The organism is Solibacillus sp. iso_87, assembly GCF_056173085.1.
Genome location: NZ_CM149656.1, coordinates 558,842 through 578,548, shown reverse-complemented (window position 1 = coordinate 578,548; position 19,707 = coordinate 558,842). Strand labels below are relative to the sequence as shown.

Sequence of the window (19,707 nt, the reverse complement as noted above, 5' to 3'; positions counted from 1 at the left end):
TGAATATAAATAGACTATATTTGTTAATTTAAGGTAGAATTAATTATATCTTTACCAGCGGAGGTCATAATGGAATGAAAGCAATTCTTATTGATGATGAACAGCTCGCATTGGAATACTTGGAAAATATAATAAAAAAGGTCGGAAATATTACTGTAGAAGGGAAGTTTCAAACTTTTAATCCAAATCAAAATAAAAATTTGGTGAAACAGATGGATATCGTCTTTCTGGATATGGACATGCCTTGTATTCATGGTGTTGATTTGGCTGCAGAATTACTAAAAATTAACCCAGTGCTGAAAATCATTTTTGTAACAGCACATAATAATTATGCTGCTGAGGCATTCGAGCTTAATGCATTTGATTATTTAGTAAAACCCGTACGAATTGATCGTTTGCGTAAAACCTGCGAGCGACTCGAAACAGTTTATTCTTCTCATGTTTCACCTTCCAGAAAAGATGCTGAATCTATTATCGTGCATGTTAGCGGGGAATTGAAATTTGAACTCGCAGACGGAACCATTATTCGTCCAAAATGGCGTACTGTTAAGATGAAGGAGCTATTTCTCTATTTGCTACATAAAAAAGAAAGAAGTATATTAAAATCCGAATTGGCGGAATTACTTTGGCCAGACGAATTATCGGAAAAAAGTTATTCGCGTCTGTATACGCTCATCTACCATATCAGAAAGACGCTTGCTCCGTATAAAAATAATTTAATAATAGAAAGTACCGATGAAGGCTATACCCTCACTCTCAATAATATAACGATTGATTTAATCGTATGGGAAGCACAGTTGGATTTATATCCGCAATTGCATGAAGGAAATATCGAAGCTTTCGAAAAGGTGATGGCGTTATACAATGGGGCCTATTTGGAAAAATATAGCTACATCTGGGCAGAAGCAGAACGCCACCGTTTAGAACAATTGTACATAGATCGAGCGATAAAAATTGCTTGTTATTATGAACAGCAAAATAATATTCAGCAAGCAGTAAACTGGTATATCAATGTTTTTACTGTCCAACCGAATGATGAAGCAACAGTTTACTCATTACTCAAAGCATTAGACAAAATCGGGAACTATTCACTTGTTTCCTACTATTACGGACAATATGAAACAGCAATGGATGAACTGCAGATTGAAGTGGGGAAAGAGCTTTATGATTGGTATAGTAAGTGGTCCAAACTACCCCTTCAAAATAAATGATCATAAAATGAAAGGCGAAAAACTTTGATTGTAAGAGATAAAAAATCGAAAAAAATAGTGTTAAGTGTTGGTTGCTTCATCTTATGCATACTTGCTTTACGAATTGGATGGCTCCTATATTTCAATTCGTCTACACATCAAAACGCCAAAATGGGCATTGTTGATTTGCGTAATGAAACACTCACAGAGGATGAAATTGTATTTTTAAATGGCGAGTGGGATTTTTATCCTTCGACTTTTATTATTGACGATAAACTTGGCGAAAGAACCGAACAACAGTATATACAGGTGCCCGGCAATTGGAAAAAAGAGTTGGGTGAACAAAATGAGCCTGCAATAGGTTATGGCTCCTACAGGCTCAAAATCTTGCTCCCTCTTCATCAAAAAGAAGCGATTTATGGCTTTCAGTTAAAAGAATTCAGCTCCTATGCAAGTATTTACGTGAATGGAGAACTGATTAATACAGAAAACTTAGCTCATAAACATCCTATAAAAAAAATCAAAATACAAGGACCGATGACAGCTGTATTTCCTACCGATGCCAATGAAATAGATTTAGTTATACAAGTATCCAACTTTGACAGTATCAATTCTGGAGGATTAATAGATTCTGTCTACTTTGGGCTTCAATCGGCTATTGCAAAGGAGGAAAACTTATCAGATTCATTACAGCTGCTTGTCGGAATTATTTTCTTTCTGCACAGTTTTTATGCTTTAATAATCTATTTCCTCGGGAAAGGGCTATATGAAAAAGAGCTGATTTATGTCAGCCTGTTGCTCGCTTTAAATGGATTTCTCATTTTAATCGATGATAATGTACTTTTACATCTTCCTATAGAAAATGCTCTTTACATCAGAGTACTAATGGTGCTTCTAATCGGTTTGCTCCTGTTAACGCTTAAATTTGTCAATGAGCTTTATAAAATCAAGTCGAAAATTTCGAGTGCTTTATATGTGTTGTTCATCCCTTTGGCTGCAATCTCGCTGACAACTTCTGCTTTACACTATACTTCTATGCAAATACTATTAATGGTTTATGCTATTTTTATTGCTTTTCAACTGATAGTTCCTACAGTATCGGCTATTTCGGAAGGAAATATGGATGGCTTATTTATTCTCTTTTATTTGGTTTGCTTCCTGTCAAATGGGGCTTGGGGAACCGCTACCAAAACACTTGTTGTCAATATTCCCTTTTATCCGTTTGATTATATCATTTCCATTATTGTAATTGTCCTATTGTTGCTGAGACGTCATATTAGTGTGATGAGATTGAACAATGAACAATACGACAAGCTTGTAAAAGTAGATATTCAGAAAGATATTTTTCTTGCAAATACATCCCATGAATTACGCAATCCATTGCATGGCATACTGAATATTGCCCATACGGTTTTGGAAAGCGAGACATCAAAGTTATCAGAGAGAAACAAAGAAAATTTGAAACTGCTCTTGCAGATTGGCAATCGAATGGTCTTTACATTGAACGATTTACTGGATATTAATAAATTGGAAGAAGGACGCATCCAATTAAAGCAAAGACCGCTTGATATACATAGTGTGACATCCGGTGTTATTGATATGATCCATTTCATAGACAGCAAAAGCACATTGAAAATTACATCTGATATTCCTGCCTCTTTCCCACCTATCTTTGCCGATGAGAGCAGGCTTGTCCAAATCTTGTTTAATTTGCTCCATAATGCGGTCAAATTTACAAATGAAGGAAGCATCACAATTAGTGCAAGTCACGATGAGAATATGGCTACGATATTCATTTGCGATACGGGGATCGGTATGAATGAAGATGACATTAAGCGAATCTTCATTCGATATGAACGTTCTGAAAAGGTTAACCAGGACGGAATTGGGCTCGGTTTAAGTATAGCCAAACAATTAATCGAACTTCATGAAGGCACAATTGCAGTACAATCGGAAATTGATAAAGGGACGACCTTCACTTTCACTTTACCACTTGTCGAACGTACCTATATGTCTTTTGAAAATGAAATGTCCGCATCTGTCACTTATCCTTTGCCTACTTTACCTAGTAATAATCATATTTTTGACAAACAGCAATTAGCGACTGATGAGCAAAGAATTCATCCCGAAGACAATATTCTTATTGTGGATGACGATCCGATTAACTTAAAGGTTATTAGCAATATTCTCGGAGAGCTTTACAATGTTTATACGTCCGTGAGTGGTGAAGATGCGCTTAAAAAAATGAAGTCCGGAAATTGGGATCTTATTATTTCCGATGTGATGATGCCACAAATGTCAGGGTATGAATTATGTAAGGCCATTCGCGAGCAATATACTATTGCCGAATTGCCTATCTTACTGTTGACTGCGAGAACTCAGCCGTCGGATGTCTATGCCGGCTTCCTTGCCGGGGCGAATGACTATGTTTCGAAACCAACGAATGCCCTTGAGCTACGGGCCCGCGTCCAAACACTGCTTGCGCAAAAAAAGGCAATGAAAGAACAACTACGTTTAGAAGCAGCTTATTTACAGGCTCAAATTAAACCACATTTCCTTTATAATACGTTAAACACAGTCGCATCTTTGGGTGAATCTAATCCTTTGCATATGGTTGAAATGCTGCACGAGTTTGGAAACTACCTTCGAAGAAGCTTTAACGTAAATAACATTAAAAGCCTCATTCCTATAGAAGATGAGCTTGAACTAGTTCGATCCTATCTCTTTATAGAATGCACAAGATTTGGAGACCGCCTCGACGTTTCTTGGGAATTGGAGACATTGCACGGCATATTTGTGCCCCCTTTATCTATTCAGACGCTCGTTGAAAATGCCGTAAATCATGGCATATTAAAAAAAATGGAAGGCGGAAAAGTTACGATATCTGTAGTAAATGATGAAGATTGCGATGTAGTTTCCATTAAAGATAATGGGATCGGAATGACGGCCACTCATATTGACGAAATTCTTTTAAGACCGTATAAGCATAAACAAGGGATCGGTATAGCAAATACGAACCACCGTCTAAAACAACTTTTCGGCGAGGGGCTTCAGATTGAAAGTCAATTAGACAAAGGGACAAATGTGTCATTTCGTATAATGAAACAATAGTACGAACATGCTGTTGAGAGTAGCGAAACAATATTAAACAATAGGGATAAGTCTTTTGATTTATTCCTTATTTCCCTTTCCCATTATCATCTCTTATCATTAGAGTTACTAGTTATCTCTTTAAGCGCCACTCTACTCTTAACCTGTTGCATAAAGCAGTAATAAAAAGATATCTCATAAGTAAAAACTTACAAAATACCTTCTTTCTTTTATTTCCGTTATATAGTTTTTAATAATTCCTGAATTTCCTCTCGCAATTCGACCGGGATCCGCTCATCTGTAAATAGCTCTTCCGGATAATACACTTTATGGTCCACCTTGATGCGACCGGCAATTGCTTCAACGATTTGGCTTTCCTCCGATAGTTCACGCTGCTTTCCGTCTTGCATAAGCAAGTATATCGGCTTTTTCGTCCCTTCAATACCAGGGCGGTAAAAGTCATACGGTAAATCCGATGTAGAATCATGCACTAAATAATATTCCGGGTCAATACCCGCCTGTAAAAATAATCGTTGCAGCTGTGCATATACTTCCGGCTGCTTGTAAGGATTCAAATTCGTATATTGAAACAGTTTCCTGTTGACGAATCTTCGGCATAGATCCCGTAAAATCTCATCATCTTCTTTCATCCAAAATTGGAAATACGCCAGCATGATACTTTCATCAAGTGCAATATAGTCTTCCAATGTAACATTCCCTCTGAAAAAAGATATAAAAGGCGTCGGCTCATATTTAAATGGATAATCGTTTTTGCACAGCACTTTCACCCGTTTTAATATATGGTTCAGCACGACTTCAGCACTTCTTGATACCGGGTGGAAATATATTTGCAAATACATTTGGTAGCGGCTCATGATGTAGTGCTCGACCGCATGCATTCCGCTTTCTTTTATAACAACTCCATTATCGCGCGGACGCATAACACGCATGATGCGCTCCATATCAAAATGGCCGTAGCTGACACCTGTATAATACGCATCGCGCTGGAGGTAATCCATACGGTCAGCATCGATCTGACTGGAAATCAGGCTGACAACCAATTCATTGGGATACGTTTTTTCAATCACTTGCGCAACTTTTTCAGGGAAGTCATCTGCCACTCGACGGAGCACTGCATTTACCTCTGTCTCCCCTAGCAGAATCTGGCGCGTAAAATATTCATGGTCTGTTTCAAATACATTTTCAAATGCATGGGAGAACGGACCGTGCCCCAAATCATGCAGTAACGCGGCACATAATACGAGTAAACGCTCGGACTCATCCCATTCTTTTCTTCCTTTAAATACATCATCCACAATACGACGGACAATTTCATAAACTCCTAATGAGTGATTGAATCGGCTATGTTCAGCTCCGTGGAATACTAAATACGTCGTACCAAGCTGCTTGATACGGCGTAGTCTTTGAAATTCTCTTGTTTTGACCAAATCCCAGATGACTTGATCCCGAACGTGAATATAGCGATGGACAGGGTCTTTAAAAACTTTTTCCTCTTGCAGTTTTGTTTTTGCATATGTCATCAACATAGCCCACCTCCTTATCTCTTAACATCATTATAAGTGAGTTGTCATTGAAATAGAAATGAATCCGCCGAAAACGCAAAAAGGACGTGTTCTGAAAATATTTCAGAACGCGTCCTTTTTACGCTGTTATTTTTTCAATTTGTCGAGTACCTTTACCATTAACTCCTCTTCAGTTAATGCGGCAACTGGACGGTTATTTACAAATGTAAATGTTTTTTTGCGGCCGGGACCACAATATGAATGACAGCCAATTTCAATCGTTGCTTCTGGATCAATTTCTTTTAATTTTGGAATTAACGTCTTTAAATTAACGGCCTGACATTCATCGCAAACGTGGAATAAGTTTGCCATAGTGTCAACACCTCTCTATGAGCTATTTTCGCTGTTTTAACCTATTTGCTATTGTATCTTATTTTACTTATTTCATTCAAGCATTATCCTAGCAATTCCGGTCAAAGTTCTGCTAGGAACATATTTCTCATCATTCTAGCAACAATTTACGATATATTGAATAAATGTTTTCCCCTTTGGACATGATAGATTTACAACAACAAAACTATTATTAATCAGGGGGAGTTTTTGATGACAAAAACAAGACAAGATGCATGGGTGAAAGAGAATGATGAGCTGTTAGCAGAGGCTGTTTTGCGCCATGTAAAAGAAGGAAGTACACAATTAAATGCATTTGAAGAAGCTGGAGATTTACTAAATCGAACAGCAGCAGCTTGCGGTTTCCGCTGGAATGCCGTAGTCCGACGCATTTATGAAGAAGATCTGGCACAGGCGAAAAAGGAACGCAAAGAACGTATGCGCATGATGAATACGGCTACAAAACGCAGAACAACACCAGTATACTTACTGCCGTCAAATGAAAATCAGCCAACATCGATTCCATTATCGGCATTATCACTCGATATCGTCATTGCATACTTAGTACAACTGCAGCATACGAATTCAAATGAGCAGGATTTATTGAAATGGCGTAAATTGACATCACTATTAACGGAACAGAAAAATCAACTCGAGCAACAGCTGACAGCACTGCAAAAAGAGAATAAAGCGATTAAAGAAGATTACGAGCAGTTTGTTTCTATTATGAACCGTGCAAGACGACTTGTAGCACTAGAAACAGATACCGAGGCCACGCCAACATTCAAAATGGAGCGTAACGGCAACTTGATTTCCCAAACATCGTTAAATGATTCAGGCGAAGCGCTATATTAGCACCTCGCCTTCTTTTTATTTCTTCACTTATTTACTTAGCATCGATTCATTGCGTTTGAACACGCGTTCTAAATAGTAGTTATACAATTCCATTTCCTCTTGCTGCAATGGCAGTTCAAACAGCTGGCCATTCTTTTGGCTCAATAGATTGCGAAGTCTTTCATTCACTTCGAATACTGTCACGCTTTGCCCTGTCAGTTGTTGAAGTGAAGCCATGACTTCCGGCTTGATATCCGGATACTCAAATTTCGTTTTCTCGCCTTGCAGACCATTCTCATAAAAACGTTTAATCAGTTCCGCACGCTCACTGCCGCTGCCTTCCACACATAAATAAATTTGAACAGCAATCCCGTTTTTCATGCGACGCTGTGAAATACCGGCAAATTTTTGACCACCTATACTTAAATCATATGAACCTGGACAATAAGAACCAACAATTTCATATGCTTCTATTTTCGTTGCAATTTCAGGGAATAACTGACGAATCAATGCAACCATCATTTCAAACGCATTATTAATACTTAGCGATTTGTCCTCATTTAGTACAATCGAAATATTTAAAACTCCCGCATCCAATACGACCGCCAGTCCTCCAGAGTTGCGGACAATCGGCTCATAACCACTGTTCTTCAATGTATCCATTCCTTGCTCAATATAAGGCAATCGGTGATCCTGGATTCCGAGAACTACTGCGTCATGATGGACCCATGTACGTATTGTTGAATTGGTCATTTTCTGACCGACAAGATGGCATAGTGTATCATCCATCGCAAAGGACTCCAATGGCGAGCGTTTATTCGCGCTGATCGACTGATCGATAAAACGCCACATTGTTTGCTGCAAAATATCATTCATATTTTATACTCCTAGCCTAATTTTTCCTCACTTTAGCATACCGTATTTTAAAGTCATGTCAAATTGGTGAATTGACGGAATTTACAGCTTTGAAATGATATTTTTTCCTGAAACTATGCTACACTAATTGTGAATCATTTTCATTTACAAGGAGTGTTTAAACAGATGAATGAAGCAGCAATTACATTAGACGGCTGGTACGCATTACATGATTTCCGCTCAATGGACTGGGCATCATGGAAATTAGTTTCGGCTGAAGAACGCGAAGCCGCTACAAAAGAATTTATCGCATTTTTAGAAGACTTAAATAAAGATACAGGTTCGAATGCTTTTTACTCAATTATTGGCCAAAAAGCGGATTTCATGATTATGACTTTACGTGAAACACCTGAAGAACTAAATGAAATCGAAACAAAATTCGCGAAATTGGCGATTGCCGATTTTACAATTCCAACGTATTCTTACGTTTCTGTAGTCGAATTATCGAACTATTTAGCAGGTAAATCAGATGAAGATCCATATCAAAACCCGCATGTTCGTGCGCGTTTATATCCCGAACTGCCAAAGTCAAACTACGTATGCTTCTATCCAATGGATAAAAAACGTGAAGGCAATGACAACTGGTACATGCTTTCAATGGAAGATCGTAAAAAATTGATGTATGATCACGGTCTAATCGGCCGCAGCTATGCAGGTAAAATCAAACAAATCATTACAGGTTCTGTCGGTTTAGATGATCATGAGTGGGGCGTTACATTATTCTCTGATGATATGCTTCAATTCAAGAAGATCGTTTACGAAATGCGTTTTGACGAAGTTTCAGCACGCTACGGCGAATTCGGCGAGTTCCTAGTTGGTAACTTGCTAGACAATGAAAAACTTGAAAAACTTTTAGCGATTTAATGACTTATAAACCCGTTCCTTACCCAAACACCCAGGGTTGAACGGGTTTATTTTTTCCCTAAAACGTAAAAAGATGAGTCGATTTATTTCGACCCATCTTTCACGTATGATCATCCTGCATTTTTAAAATTATAATAATTGTATTAATGAATAAGCCGATGACGATCAGAAGAACCAATAAATACCAATGTATCGGCTGTTCGTAAAAAATTGCAACCGCATAGGACAATAATGCGCTAATTATTATGCCTAACCAAACCCCTATTTTCATGATGTGCCACTCCCGCGCTTTTCGTCAACACCGGCAACAATCTCTCATTTATTTACTTTATCTTTACCCATTTCATTGAAATATATTACATATAACTAAACTAGATATCCTATTGTATGTTGTATGGTCAAAAAACAACACTGCTTTTGGTGTTCATTTTTTTTATTTATGCATATACTAAATCGAAAAAGGAGGTCACATCGAACGCCTAAACTTCAAATAAAAGGTTTACATGCCGCCCTTCTTTCTCGGTTACAGTGCGGCAGAAGGTGATGCAAGTGCCCTGCTTAGTGTGAAGACAGAGAAACAGCAGCCATTTCTTCGTTTACTGTTTCTTGTGCCGATGACTGCAGTATATTAATTTTATTTATGAAAGGATGCAAAATTGACTTATTATTGGACGTCTCCAATGCAACAGATGAATCCTGCGACGGTTCCGATGCCTACAACTATGCAAGGCATGCAAGGAGTAGGCTTTCCACGTGAGGAATCCTATATCGAGAATATTTTACGATTAAACAGAGGTAAACCTGGTACGTTTTATTTTTCATTTGATAATGCGGTAGCTGGAAGTAATACACGGGCGGTTCGTGGGGTTGTAGAAGCAGCCGGCCGAGACCATGTAATTTTACGCGATTTGAAAAATAACCATCGCTTCCTGTTCCCGATGATTTACTTTGACTATGCGGAGTTCGATGAAGAATTAAGTTACTTTACACAGCAACCATAATAAAAGTAAGGCGCCTCATTAAGCGCCTTTTTTTTTGCAGAAAAACCGTGTAACAGCAAAAACGGCACCTATATAAGGTACCGTTTTGAATAGTTATACTTTAAACTGCTGAATTTCCTGTTGGAGTGTTTGTGCATTGTCGCTTAGTGATACGGCTACTGCATTTACTTGATGCATTGTAGCGGTTTGCTCCTCTACTGCTGCCGCAATCATCTCCAAATTGCCGCTTGATTCATTTGAACTTAGGGCAATTTCATTAACCGATGCTGTCACCTGCTCTGCACTTGCAGAAAGCTCTTCGGAAGTAGCTGAAATTTCCTGAATTTGCATCGACATTTGTGTCACTGCATCTACAATCGTTGTAAATGATTCCCCGGCATTTGAAATAATCTTCACGCCATCTTCTACAGAAACTAAGGAATCTGATACGGCACGTTCCACATTTTCCGTATCTGCTTTAATTTCAAGTGTTAAGTTTACAATTGAGTTGGCGGATGATTTCGATTGTTCGGCCAGCTTCCGCACTTCATCCGCTACAACAGCGAACCCTTTTCCATGTTCTCCGGCACGCGCGGCTTCAATCGCTGCATTTAATGCCAATAAATTCGTCTGATCTGTAATCGATGTGATAAGTTGGGATATATTATTAATTTCCTCTGTTTGCTGGGCCAGTTTTTGCACTAGGGCATTTACAGAGTTTGTTGATGAACTGATAATACTCATTTGTTGTTGGGCATTATAAATAATTTGCCCACCGTCTTTAGCTGTCTGTGTCGCATCAACCGAATTTCCAAGCAATTTTTGCGTTGATTCAGCAATACGTTGTACTCCTGCTGCTGTTTCTTCCATTGCACGGGCACTTTCATTTGATGCATGTGCAGAAATTTGTGCTCTTTCAGCTGTATCATTTACGCGCACCGTTACATCTTCCGTCGTCGCCGATATTTCTTCGGTGCTTGCCGAAAGTTCCTGTGCTGCGCCATTTACTTGCTCTGAGTTAACCTGAATATTTTTGATCAGGTTCGATAAATTGTTTTTCATCAAATTGAACGCATTGCCTAACTGGCCAATTTCGTCTTTCGTCTTCACTACAATATCTTGCTGCGATAAATCCCCTGCTGCAATAATATTCGCTTCATTTACAATACCATTCAATGGAGAAATAATTGTTTTACGTATATATATCATAACAAGTATGCCAATAAGGACACTGATCGCTAAAGCAATACCGGCAACTAAAACAGAGAAGGCAAATGAATCATCTGTTTTCGTATTAATCGCATCGAGCTTATTTTCCTGATACTCTACCATTTGAGCTGTTGCATCGAACATTCCATCACTTGCTGCGCGCAGCTTTGTATTAATAAAACCGTTTGCGAGTATTTGATCTCCCCGTTCGAAAGCATCCATCATATCAAGATAACCGTAATTAAAGTCATCCCGGTATTTGATGATTTGTTCCATCAGTTCTTTCATCGTATCGCTTGATACTAGTGTACTTAAATATTCAATCTCCTGATCCAGTAATTCGTTGTACTGCTTAAAGCTTTCGGCAGATTCTTCTTTTCCATCAAAAACAAGTGCCCGCACATACATTCCTTGCATCGCGACATTAAAACGGATTTTGTCTACGGAACGAATCTGCTCTACCCGGTAGTTGAGTGCTTCATCCATATTTCCTTGTATATTTTTCAAACTCATATAGTTAAGTACTACTGTAATCATAATTAATATGATCATTATAATTAGTGCAGCATTTAACCTTTTCCCTACACTCATGTTGATTCCTCTTCTCGTTGTTCATTTAAAAGAAATTCCAATGTTGCCTGTCCTAAAACTTTTGCAGCGATAAGCATTGCCCGTTCATCAAAATCAAACCGGGCATGATGATGCGGATATACCGTTTCCCACTCCGGATCCTTTGCTCCTGTAAAGAAGAAAGTTCCTGGCACATGCTGCATATAGTAGCCGTAATCTTCCCCTATCATAAACGGAGGACAAACTGTAACCTTTTCAACACCTGGTGTTTCGTTTGCTATTTGAGCTACAAATTGTGTTTCGGCTACATGATTGATTACAGGCGGGTATCCATCGAAATATTCAAAACGATAGTCAGCATGCATTCCTAAACATGTCGCTTTCAATAATAATTCGATTTCCTCTTTCATTTGTTTTCGTACTTGTTCATCAAAGGCACGTACAGTCCCTTGAATTTTTACTGTATCCGCTATGACATTGAACGGATTGACCGCTTCAAATTGCCCGACCGTCACTACACCTGATTCAAGTGGTGCAACACGGCGCGAAATAATTGTCTGCAATTGAGTGACAAAGTGTGCACCAACAACGATTGCGTCAACTGAATGCTGTGGTTCCGCACCGTGTCCCCCCTTTCCTTGGATCACAATTTCAAACCGGTCTGCCGCCGCCATAATGGCTCCTTCTCGTACAAGCACTTCTCCTAAAGGGGTAGGTGCCCATAAATGTGTTCCGAAAATTACGTCCACACCGTCTAAACAGCCATCTTCAATCATCGCCTTTGCCCCACCTGGAGCAAGCTCTTCTGCATGCTGATGGATAAACACGATATTACCGGATAGATGTTCCCGCATTTCTGTCAAGGCTTTCGCCAAAATGAGTAATGTTGCCGTATGACCATCATGGCCGCATGCATGCATTACTCCATCATTTTTTGATTTATAAGGAAAATCATTTAGTTCCTGAATTGCCAATGCATCAAAATCCGCACGTAAAGCTACCGTCTTTCCTGGTTTTGCTCCTTTTAATGTGGCTACAACTCCACGTCCTCCTACATATTCTCGAACTTCCAAACCTAATTCACGGTGGAAATTGGCAATATATGCAGGTGTATGTACTTCGTGATGGGATAGTTCCGGATGCTCATGTAAATAGCGTCGAATAATTACCATCTCTTCAAAATTTTCTTCTAACTTTAATAATAATTGGTCCATTTTTCTTACCCCTTTACTCTCTTACTTTATAACTATACAATAAATTCAAATAATTTAGATAAAAGATTTGATTTTCCTAATAAAATAATAAAAAAAGCATATACTTCCATTCCAAGAAGTATATGCTGCGAATTTTATTGAGCCTTTTTTACTACTGCCGTTATAACCATAATCCAGCCCACTAAAAAGAATACACCACCGATAGGAGTAATGGCACCTAGTACACCGATACCTGTTAAGGCTAATACCATTAGGCTTCCCGCGAAGATTATAATACCTGCATTAAAGCAGAACGTCGCTATTTTTAACTGCTTCACTTCACCGAAAATAGCTTTTGACATTAAAATACCGACCAAAATAAGTGCTGTTGCATGAAACATTTGATACTGGATTGCTGTATCCCAAATGCCGGCACTATAATCATCGAGCATATCTTCCAGTGCATGTGCTGCAAAGGCGCCTAAGGCAACTGCTAAAAAACCGTGAATTGCGCCAGATATAATCGAACTTTTCATTTCTTTTACCTCTTTCTTTTTCTATTACAGATTTCATCCCTATAATAGGGGGATTCCATTCCGAACGGGCGTATCTCTCTGTTAGAAATCAAACAATGAGTCGCCGTTTGCATCTTCTTCTTCGAGCTTTTGTGTTGGAATTGCGACCGGTTGCGTGTATACGGGTGACGAGATCGTTGTGCTCATGCTATTTATGGAAGCAGGTTTTGGCGAACTGATTTTTTCGTCTAAAACGACATCACATAGCGCACGAATTGCCGCAAGCTTTTCACGGGCTTGTTGTTCTGTCGACGCATGTGCTGCTTCTGTTGTCAATTTTTCAATTTGCTTAACAATCGATTCATACGTAATCATCGCTTTTGCCCACCTTCTCTATTTTTCGGTACAAATTTTAAGCAGTCCATTCCCGAAGACTGTTTTACAACGAGAGATGGCAGCTGCTTCGTTTTAAAGCCATATGCAGTGCAACCGCGCGGATTAAACTGATCCCATGTCACACGAAAATGCTGGCATTTAAAGCAATCTACTTTCATTTGCCGTTCCCTCTCTTTCTATCAATACTTTACCATGCTTTTAGGCAAAAGTTTAGCTTGTTTCCCTATTTCTTCGCTAAGCACCATTCAATCGGCTGTTGACCTAAAGACAGGAGTGCTTCATTTGCTTTTGAATATGGTTTACTTCCGAAAAAGCCGCGGTGTGCGCTTAACGGACTCGGATGTGGTGATTGCAAAATAATATGTTTATCTGAAATTCGTTCAATTAAAATCCGTTTACTTTGCGCCGGTTTTCCCCATAATAAAAATACAATTGGCTGTTCACGTTTTGCGAGATGTTCAATAATAGCATTCGTAAACTGTTCCCAACCTTGGCCTTTATGGGAATTGGCTTTGCCTGCCTGTACAGTTAAAACGGTGTTTAATAATAATACACCCTGCTTTGCCCACGACGTTAAGTCACCATGTTCCGGGATTTCGCAGCCAATGTCCTGCTGCAGTTCCTTCATCATATTTTTTAGACTCGGCGGCAATTTTTGCCCTTTTTCAACCGAAAAACTTAATCCATGTGCCTGATTCGGACCATGATACGGATCTTGTCCTAATATGACTATTTTTACATTTTCGTAATCCGTTAACTGGAGGGCATTGAAAATATTCTCCTGCTGCGGATAAACTGTCTCTTCCTTGTATTGTCTCTCTAAAAATGTTTCAAGAATTTTATAGTACGGCTGCTCTGCTTCTCGAGCCAATAAATCTTTCCAACTATTCATCAACTGTTCCATCATAATTTCCACCTCATTTTAAACCCTATTGAATTTGCTGCAGAAGTTCAAGTGATTTATCTGGCATTACAGATTTTTTGTTTTCTGACTATTTTTATATAGTCAGCTAGACGTTATACTTAACCTAATTATAATTCGAATTTTCACTTTAAGGAGATATGCTATATGACAATTAAAAAAACTTTAACAATTGCCGGTTCTGATACTTCTGCAGGCGCAGGTATGCAGGCCGATTTAAAAGCCTTTCAAGAACATGGCACATACGGAATGGTCGCATTGACAGTAGTTGTGACAATGGATCCGAAAACTTGGAGCCACTCAGTCACACCACTACCGACAGAATTATTACAAAAACAAATCGATACAGCCCTTTCAACAGGTGTCGATGCCATTAAAACAGGCATGCTTTCAACTGAAGAAATTATTCAAACGGCCTCAAAAGCGATTCAAGCTTCCGGTACAGATAAAATCGTCATTGATCCTGTAATGGTCTGCAAAGGCGAAGATGAAGTATTGAACCCTGGCAACACGACAGCAATGATTAAATATTTATTACCCTATGCAACAGTTGTCACACCTAACCTTTTCGAAGCAGGACAGCTGGCAGGCACAACAACGCCGAAAACAATCGAGCAAATGCAAGCTGCCGCTGTGAAAATCCATGAGCTTGGCGCGAAAAATGTTGTAATTAAAGGTGGAAAAGCCTTAGTACATGATAAAGCCGTTGATTTGTTCTATAATGGAGTAGAATTTAAATTATTAGAAACAGAAAAAGTTTCTTCTACTTATAATCATGGGGCAGGCTGTACTTTTGCAGCGAGTATTTGTGCAAACTTAGCAAATGGTCTTTCTGTTGAGGAATCGGTTATTGAAGCGAAAGAATTCGTTTCAGCGGCGATTAAACACGGATGGGCTTTAAATGAACATGTTGGACCAGTAATGCACGGGGCAAAACCACGTTTCGGTGCACCTGAAATTACTGTTACAACAATTCCAAACTATCTACATGCATAAAACTTCTACAAGTAGAAGTTTTGCCTCCGGCGGATGTCACAGATTCGGTAATGAGGTCTTTGCTTCAGCGCAAAGCCGAATCCGGACGCAATTACGCTGAGGCGTAATTGATTTGACGTCACACAAGAACTCGATTCTTGTGTGACTTTTTCGTTTCACAGTCGAATATATTTGACTATACTATTAATAGAAAGATTCGAAAGGAGTTAATAAGAGTGATGAAGGAAGTAAATACTAACGAGCTCCAGGAGTTAATTAATTCTTTTGCGAACAAAGACGTTTTTATTCATCTAGAAACTACAAACGGCTCTTATGCAACACATTACAATGAAGGCTTTTTCAATGCAGGCGCATTTATCCGCAATGTACAAATACGCTATGAATTAGGAAAAGTTGTAGGAGACGCCCCACACCGTGTCGGACTTAAAATGCCGCATGGCTGGGTTTACGCACAAGGAATTACACATTTTGAACTGGACGATCAGGGCCGATTACTAATGGCTGGTTTAGATAATACTGGAAAGCTGGCGGTTGCATTAGAAATCAGCGAAACGCCATTTGCTTATTAAGGAGGTCGCTTATATGACATTACAAGAAGAACGTCACGTTTTAGTCGTTTATCCGCACCCGGATGATGAAGCATTTTCAGTTGCAGGTACATTACGCTTATACCACAACATGGGAGTTCCTGTTACATATGCTTGTTTAACATTAGGCGAGATGGGACGAAACTTGGGAAATCCTCCATTCGCAACGCGTGAGTCATTGCCCGAAATCCGCCGGAAAGAGCTTGTGGAGGCCTGTGAGGCAATGGGTATCGGTGATTTGCGTATGATGGGTTTACGTGACAAAACAGTTGAGTTTGAAGACGATGAAAAAATGGTCAAGCTCGTTAATGATTTGATTGTCGAGCTGAATCCATCACTAATCTTCACATTTTTACCTGGCTTTGCTGTCCATCCCGATCATGAAGCAACTGGACGCGCTGTGGTCGAAGCAGTACGTCGTATCGATAAACAGTATCGCCCTCGTATTTTAGCTTGTGCATTTGCGAATGACACAGTCGAGAAAAACGGTGAGCCGGATGTTACAATCGAAATCTCGTCTGTCAAAGCAGATAAGTTAAAAGCTTTGAAAGCACATGCTTCTCAAACTGCCTGGATGATTCAAGACGCAGAAAAACGGGTAGATACCGGTGATGTCTCACTAGATAACTGGTTAAGCCACGAAAGGTTTTATACTGTAACATTCAATGATTAATGTATATTTATAATTTCAAGGACGTTTGCATATTTTTGGATTTGCAGGCGTCCTTTTTTCTCTTATTCATCTCTTGTATTTTTATTCGGTTCAATTTTAGCTTATTTCTTCGAAAATATGATGATTATTACGTTTAAACCTTTCGCGTGCCTAATTATATTCATTTTTTAATCGGTATAGTTTTCAGAAATATTAATCTTTATGTAAAACAGTAGACAAATGAATAAACACGTTTTATAGTGTATAAATATTCAAACTAACATTCAAAGAGGTTATCATATATGAAAACAAAATTTTCTTCTTATACTTGGTTTCTATTTATTGCCCTTTCTGCACTTGGTGTCTTTCTATTTATTACACCGATTGGTACAGAAGACGGCATAAAAGTACCGATTGCGATTCTTGCGAACTTTTTGGCAGGTAAAGTGGAGCCCTTCATTCACTGGTTCGCATTCATCGTATTTATTATTGCGGCGGCAGGATCTGTCGTAATGCAGTTTATTCCGCAAAAAAAAGAACAACGTACACTCGTTGATTCATTATTCCGTGTAAACTGGTTCTGGACAATCATGCGTGTATTTGCAGTTGTATTTGCAAGTATGTACATTTTCCAAATTGGACCTGAGAGTTTAACAAGTGACGTTACAACAGGTGTGCTACTTGATCCGGCATCCGGTCTTGTAACTTTCATGTTTGTACTGTTTTTATTTGCCGGTTTATTGTTGCCTTTATTAACAGACTTCGGTTTACTCGAGTTCTTCGGTTCAATGATGGTAAAAATTATGCGTCCCATATTCAAAATCCCAGGACGCTCTGCCATTGACTGTCTCGCTTCTTGGGTTGGCGATGGCACAATCGGCGTATTGCTTACAAGCAAGCAATATGAAGAAAAAAATTATACTGGCCGTGAAGCTGCGACAATCGCGACAACTTTCTCGGTCGTATCGATTACATTCTGTTTAGTTGTAGTTGAAACAATCGGCATTGGTGATTACTTTATCGAGTTTTATGCGTCTGTCATTCTTTGCGGATTAATTTTAGCATTCATTATGCCTCGTATTTATCCGTTAAAACAAAAGGCGGATACTTTAATTGATGGCTCACACGTTCCTGCAAACCGTGAAGATGTACAAGAAGGCTATAATGTATTCTCCTATGGATTGCACAATGCTTTATCGAAAGCTGATTCTAACCGTAACTTAGGTAAAATGGTTAAAAACGGATTTATTAATGTACTGGAAATGTGGTTTGCGGTAACACCAATTATTATGGCGTTCGCAACAATCGCATTAGTGTTAGCCGAGTTTACTAGCTTCTTCCGTATTCTAGGGATGCCGTTTGAGCCGATTTTAGCGCTTCTGCAAATTCCTGAAGCCGGTGAAGCTGCACAAACGATGATTGTCGGTTTTGCGGATATGCTGTTACCTTCAGTTTTAGGTGCCGGCATTGAATCTGAAATGACACGCTTCTTCATCGCGACAGTATCGGTTACACAGTTAATCTACATGTCGGAAGTGGGCGGACTGATTTTAGGTACGAAACTTCCATTAAAGCTTTGGGATTTATTTATGATTTTCTTAGTCCGTACAATCATCTCAATTCCAATTATCGCAGCAATTGCGCATCTTTTATTTTAATTAAACAATAAAGGGCTGGAGCCTAACCCAAAAACACCATTTTTCTCTCCCAGAGAGAAAAATGGTGTTTTTTCGCTGTACGTTAAAATATCCGTTTCTTATGAAGATTTTTGTCTTCTCCATTGGAATTTTTTATTATTTCGTGCTTGTGAAGCCGCCGTCGATGCGAATAACTTCCCCATTAATATACTCTGCTTTTGAAGTTAACAGGAAGGTTACAAGCTCTGCTACTTCCTCTGGTGTACCTAAACGTTTTTGCGGGATTCCGCCTGTAGCATTTTCCTTCATTTGCGGATTTGCTTCATAAAAGGCTTTTACCATTGGTGTTTCAGTCGGCCCTGGTGCGATCGCATTCACGCGCAGTCCGTCTTTCGCGTATTCCGCTACCATACTTCTTGTTAAACCGACAATTCCGTGTTTCGTTGCCGAATATGTAACAACGGAATCCTGTCCAATTACACCGGCACTTGAAGCCGTATTCACAATGGAACCACCACCGTTTTTCAGCATTACTTCCGCCACATAGCGTACACCATAAAGTGCCCCAAGCAGGTTGATGGCGACAATTTGTTCAATTTCCTCAATCGTAGTATCTAAGTAGAATTTACCGCTGCCGGAAATCCCTGCATTGTTAAAGAAGTAATCAATCGAACCAAAATGCTTCACTGTTTCATCCACATAGTTTTTTACTTCCTCAGCTTTTGATACATCCGCTTTAATGAAAATAGCATCTACGCCATGTGCTTTTACTTGTTCAACTGTTTCGTTTCCTCCTTTTTCACTGACATCCACTACCGCAATATTAATACCTTCTTGAGCCATACGAATTGCAGTTGCCTGTCCTAACCCGCTGCCTCCACCTGTAATAATCGCTGTTTTAGTCATCGCTATTCCTCCTGAAATATAATTTTGGACGTTACCAATAATTTTTTCCTATCCGCAAAATTGTCCTGCCACAATAATTTATTTTTCCCCTTTGTTTTTCAACTAAACATTGGGAGGTGATTTACGACTTGGTTCATACATAAGCTTTACCTGTTCCGCTCATGGATATGCACTTCAATGAAATTTAGTACGCGTTATCAATTTGAAGAAAATCTTGTCTGAATAAATGCTAGATTTCTCTATTAAATCGCTTTCATTATGGCGTATTGATGAATTTTCATAATTTACAGAATTTTTACACCATTACGACATAAATTTATGATAGAATAATATAATCT

21 protein-coding genes are annotated in these 19,707 nt (G+C 39.0%); 10 read left to right on the top strand and 11 right to left on the bottom strand.

Features of this window, described 5'->3' with window-relative positions; translation table 11 throughout:
* Positions 1–74 precede the first annotated feature (74 nt).
* Positions 75–1,211 carry a response regulator gene (locus AC0VXV_RS02950; RefSeq protein WP_475530271.1) on the top strand — a complete coding sequence of 379 codons (1,137 nt, stop codon included), beginning with the start codon at positions 75–77 and terminating at the stop codon, positions 1,209–1,211.
* A 24-nt stretch (positions 1,212–1,235) separates the two neighbouring features.
* Positions 1,236–4,301: a hybrid sensor histidine kinase/response regulator gene (locus AC0VXV_RS02945; protein WP_475530270.1), complete on the top strand. Its 3,066-nt coding sequence runs from the start codon at positions 1,236–1,238 to the stop codon at positions 4,299–4,301.
* A gap of 218 nt (positions 4,302–4,519) precedes the next feature.
* Here AC0VXV_RS02945 and AC0VXV_RS02940 read toward each other — a convergent pair whose 3' ends face one another.
* Both AC0VXV_RS02940 and AC0VXV_RS02935 read right to left on the bottom strand, forming a co-directional pair.
* Positions 4,520–5,821, bottom strand: a complete 1,302-nt coding sequence (locus tag AC0VXV_RS02940; RefSeq protein ID WP_475531392.1) for an HD domain-containing protein — start codon at positions 5,819–5,821, stop codon at positions 4,520–4,522.
* A gap of 129 nt (positions 5,822–5,950) precedes the next feature.
* Positions 5,951–6,175, bottom strand: a complete 225-nt coding sequence (locus tag AC0VXV_RS02935; protein ID WP_008404549.1) for a YuzB family protein — start codon at positions 6,173–6,175, stop codon at positions 5,951–5,953.
* A 231-nt stretch (positions 6,176–6,406) separates the two neighbouring features.
* Here AC0VXV_RS02935 and AC0VXV_RS02930 point away from each other — a divergent pair, with 231 nt between their 5' ends.
* Positions 6,407–7,048: an RsfA family transcriptional regulator gene (locus tag AC0VXV_RS02930; protein ID WP_475530269.1), complete on the top strand. Its 642-nt coding sequence runs from the start codon at positions 6,407–6,409 to the stop codon at positions 7,046–7,048.
* 27 nt (positions 7,049–7,075) lie between these two features.
* On the opposite strand, the gene lipL is transcribed toward AC0VXV_RS02930, so the two are convergent.
* The gene (lipL, locus tag AC0VXV_RS02925; protein ID WP_475530268.1) at positions 7,076–7,903 is read right to left on the bottom strand and encodes an octanoyl-[GcvH]:protein N-octanoyltransferase; all 828 of its coding nucleotides are present in this window, start codon (positions 7,901–7,903) and stop codon (positions 7,076–7,078) included.
* A 165-nt stretch (positions 7,904–8,068) separates the two neighbouring features.
* Here lipL and hemQ point away from each other — a divergent pair, with 165 nt between their 5' ends.
* Positions 8,069–8,806 carry a hydrogen peroxide-dependent heme synthase gene (hemQ, locus tag AC0VXV_RS02920; protein WP_475530267.1) on the top strand — a complete coding sequence of 246 codons (738 nt, stop codon included), beginning with the start codon at positions 8,069–8,071 and terminating at the stop codon, positions 8,804–8,806.
* Positions 8,807–8,906: 100 nt separating this feature from the next.
* Here hemQ and AC0VXV_RS02915 read toward each other — a convergent pair whose 3' ends face one another.
* Entirely contained in the window at positions 8,907–9,077 is a 171-nt protein-coding gene (locus AC0VXV_RS02915) for a hypothetical protein (RefSeq protein WP_475530266.1), read from the bottom strand.
* Positions 9,078–9,309: 232 nt separating this feature from the next.
* On the opposite strand from AC0VXV_RS02915, the gene AC0VXV_RS02910 reads away from it, so the two are divergent.
* A complete protein-coding gene (locus AC0VXV_RS02910; protein WP_350478526.1) occupies positions 9,310–9,438 on the top strand; it encodes a hypothetical protein in 129 nt (42 codons plus the stop codon).
* A 48-nt stretch (positions 9,439–9,486) separates the two neighbouring features.
* On the top strand, positions 9,487–9,807 hold the full coding sequence (gene gerQ, locus AC0VXV_RS02905; protein ID WP_079524597.1) for a spore coat protein GerQ: 321 nt from the start codon (positions 9,487–9,489) through the stop codon (positions 9,805–9,807).
* A 93-nt stretch (positions 9,808–9,900) separates the two neighbouring features.
* On the opposite strand, the gene AC0VXV_RS02900 is transcribed toward gerQ, so the two are convergent.
* From AC0VXV_RS02900 to AC0VXV_RS02875, 6 genes are all read right to left on the bottom strand, one after another.
* Positions 9,901–11,586, bottom strand: a complete 1,686-nt coding sequence (locus tag AC0VXV_RS02900; RefSeq protein ID WP_475530265.1) for a methyl-accepting chemotaxis protein — start codon at positions 11,584–11,586, stop codon at positions 9,901–9,903.
* Entirely contained in the window at positions 11,583–12,779 is a 1,197-nt protein-coding gene (locus AC0VXV_RS02895) for a M20 family metallopeptidase (RefSeq protein ID WP_475530264.1), read from the bottom strand. The genes AC0VXV_RS02900 and AC0VXV_RS02895 overlap by 4 nt, the downstream gene beginning before the upstream one ends.
* A gap of 134 nt (positions 12,780–12,913) precedes the next feature.
* Positions 12,914–13,294 (bottom strand): DUF423 domain-containing protein, encoded by a 381-nt coding sequence (locus AC0VXV_RS02890; RefSeq protein WP_475530263.1) that lies wholly within the window; start codon positions 13,292–13,294, stop codon positions 12,914–12,916.
* 81 nt (positions 13,295–13,375) lie between these two features.
* On the bottom strand, positions 13,376–13,648 hold the full coding sequence (locus AC0VXV_RS02885; protein WP_475530262.1) for a YwdI family protein: 273 nt from the start codon (positions 13,646–13,648) through the stop codon (positions 13,376–13,378).
* The gene (locus AC0VXV_RS02880) at positions 13,645–13,827 is read right to left on the bottom strand and encodes a uracil-DNA glycosylase (protein WP_079524592.1); all 183 of its coding nucleotides are present in this window, start codon (positions 13,825–13,827) and stop codon (positions 13,645–13,647) included. Before AC0VXV_RS02880 ends, AC0VXV_RS02885 begins: the two co-directional genes overlap by 4 nt.
* A gap of 65 nt (positions 13,828–13,892) precedes the next feature.
* The gene (locus AC0VXV_RS02875) at positions 13,893–14,576 is read right to left on the bottom strand and encodes a uracil-DNA glycosylase (RefSeq protein WP_475530261.1); all 684 of its coding nucleotides are present in this window, start codon (positions 14,574–14,576) and stop codon (positions 13,893–13,895) included.
* Positions 14,577–14,738: 162 nt separating this feature from the next.
* Here AC0VXV_RS02875 and thiD point away from each other — a divergent pair, with 162 nt between their 5' ends.
* The 4 genes from thiD to AC0VXV_RS02855 all read left to right on the top strand — a co-directional run bounded on the left by thiD (position 14,739) and on the right by AC0VXV_RS02855 (position 18,484).
* Positions 14,739–15,587, top strand: a complete 849-nt coding sequence (gene thiD, locus AC0VXV_RS02870) for a bifunctional hydroxymethylpyrimidine kinase/phosphomethylpyrimidine kinase (protein WP_475530260.1) — start codon at positions 14,739–14,741, stop codon at positions 15,585–15,587.
* Between the two features lie 218 nt (positions 15,588–15,805).
* Positions 15,806–16,156: a YojF family protein gene (locus tag AC0VXV_RS02865; RefSeq protein ID WP_008404569.1), complete on the top strand. Its 351-nt coding sequence runs from the start codon at positions 15,806–15,808 to the stop codon at positions 16,154–16,156.
* A 13-nt stretch (positions 16,157–16,169) separates the two neighbouring features.
* Entirely contained in the window at positions 16,170–16,847 is a 678-nt protein-coding gene (bshB2, locus tag AC0VXV_RS02860) for a bacillithiol biosynthesis deacetylase BshB2 (RefSeq protein ID WP_475530259.1), read from the top strand.
* 281 nt (positions 16,848–17,128) lie between these two features.
* A complete protein-coding gene (locus AC0VXV_RS02855) occupies positions 17,129–18,484 on the top strand; it encodes a YjiH family protein (RefSeq protein WP_475530258.1) in 1,356 nt (451 codons plus the stop codon).
* A 135-nt stretch (positions 18,485–18,619) separates the two neighbouring features.
* Here the strand turns inward: AC0VXV_RS02855 and AC0VXV_RS02850 are convergent, their stop codons facing one another.
* Entirely contained in the window at positions 18,620–19,369 is a 750-nt protein-coding gene (locus tag AC0VXV_RS02850) for an SDR family NAD(P)-dependent oxidoreductase (RefSeq protein WP_475530257.1), read from the bottom strand.
* Positions 19,370–19,707 lie beyond the last annotated feature (338 nt).

What these genes read in the sequence shown, in the direction of transcription:
- AC0VXV_RS02950 (WP_475530271.1), top strand. Translation starts at nt 75, where the DNA reads ATGAAAGCAATTCTTATTGATGATGAACAGCTCGCATTGGAATACTTG.
- AC0VXV_RS02940 (WP_475531392.1), bottom strand. Translation starts at nt 5,821, where the DNA reads ATGACATATGCAAAAACAAAACTGCAAGAGGAAAAAGTTTTTAAAGAC.
- AC0VXV_RS02935 (WP_008404549.1), bottom strand. Translation starts at nt 6,175, where the DNA reads ATGGCAAACTTATTCCACGTTTGCGATGAATGTCAGGCCGTTAATTTA.
- AC0VXV_RS02930 (WP_475530269.1), top strand. Translation starts at nt 6,407, where the DNA reads ATGACAAAAACAAGACAAGATGCATGGGTGAAAGAGAATGATGAGCTG.
- lipL (WP_475530268.1), bottom strand. Translation starts at nt 7,903, where the DNA reads ATGAATGATATTTTGCAGCAAACAATGTGGCGTTTTATCGATCAGTCG.
- hemQ (WP_475530267.1), top strand. Translation starts at nt 8,069, where the DNA reads ATGAATGAAGCAGCAATTACATTAGACGGCTGGTACGCATTACATGAT.
- AC0VXV_RS02915 (WP_475530266.1), bottom strand. Translation starts at nt 9,077, where the DNA reads ATGAAAATAGGGGTTTGGTTAGGCATAATAATTAGCGCATTATTGTCC.
- AC0VXV_RS02910 (WP_350478526.1), top strand. Translation starts at nt 9,310, where the DNA reads ATGCCGCCCTTCTTTCTCGGTTACAGTGCGGCAGAAGGTGATGCAAGT.
- gerQ (WP_079524597.1), top strand. Translation starts at nt 9,487, where the DNA reads ATGCAACAGATGAATCCTGCGACGGTTCCGATGCCTACAACTATGCAA.
- AC0VXV_RS02900 (WP_475530265.1), bottom strand. Translation starts at nt 11,586, where the DNA reads ATGAGTGTAGGGAAAAGGTTAAATGCTGCACTAATTATAATGATCATA.
- AC0VXV_RS02895 (WP_475530264.1), bottom strand. Translation starts at nt 12,779, where the DNA reads ATGGACCAATTATTATTAAAGTTAGAAGAAAATTTTGAAGAGATGGTA.
- AC0VXV_RS02890 (WP_475530263.1), bottom strand. Translation starts at nt 13,294, where the DNA reads ATGAAAAGTTCGATTATATCTGGCGCAATTCACGGTTTTTTAGCAGTT.
- AC0VXV_RS02885 (WP_475530262.1), bottom strand. Translation starts at nt 13,648, where the DNA reads ATGATTACGTATGAATCGATTGTTAAGCAAATTGAAAAATTGACAACA.
- AC0VXV_RS02880 (WP_079524592.1), bottom strand. Translation starts at nt 13,827, where the DNA reads ATGAAAGTAGATTGCTTTAAATGCCAGCATTTTCGTGTGACATGGGAT.
- AC0VXV_RS02875 (WP_475530261.1), bottom strand. Translation starts at nt 14,576, where the DNA reads ATGATGGAACAGTTGATGAATAGTTGGAAAGATTTATTGGCTCGAGAA.
- thiD (WP_475530260.1), top strand. Translation starts at nt 14,739, where the DNA reads ATGACAATTAAAAAAACTTTAACAATTGCCGGTTCTGATACTTCTGCA.
- AC0VXV_RS02865 (WP_008404569.1), top strand. Translation starts at nt 15,806, where the DNA reads ATGAAGGAAGTAAATACTAACGAGCTCCAGGAGTTAATTAATTCTTTT.
- bshB2 (WP_475530259.1), top strand. Translation starts at nt 16,170, where the DNA reads ATGACATTACAAGAAGAACGTCACGTTTTAGTCGTTTATCCGCACCCG.
- AC0VXV_RS02855 (WP_475530258.1), top strand. Translation starts at nt 17,129, where the DNA reads ATGAAAACAAAATTTTCTTCTTATACTTGGTTTCTATTTATTGCCCTT.
- AC0VXV_RS02850 (WP_475530257.1), bottom strand. Translation starts at nt 19,369, where the DNA reads ATGACTAAAACAGCGATTATTACAGGTGGAGGCAGCGGGTTAGGACAG.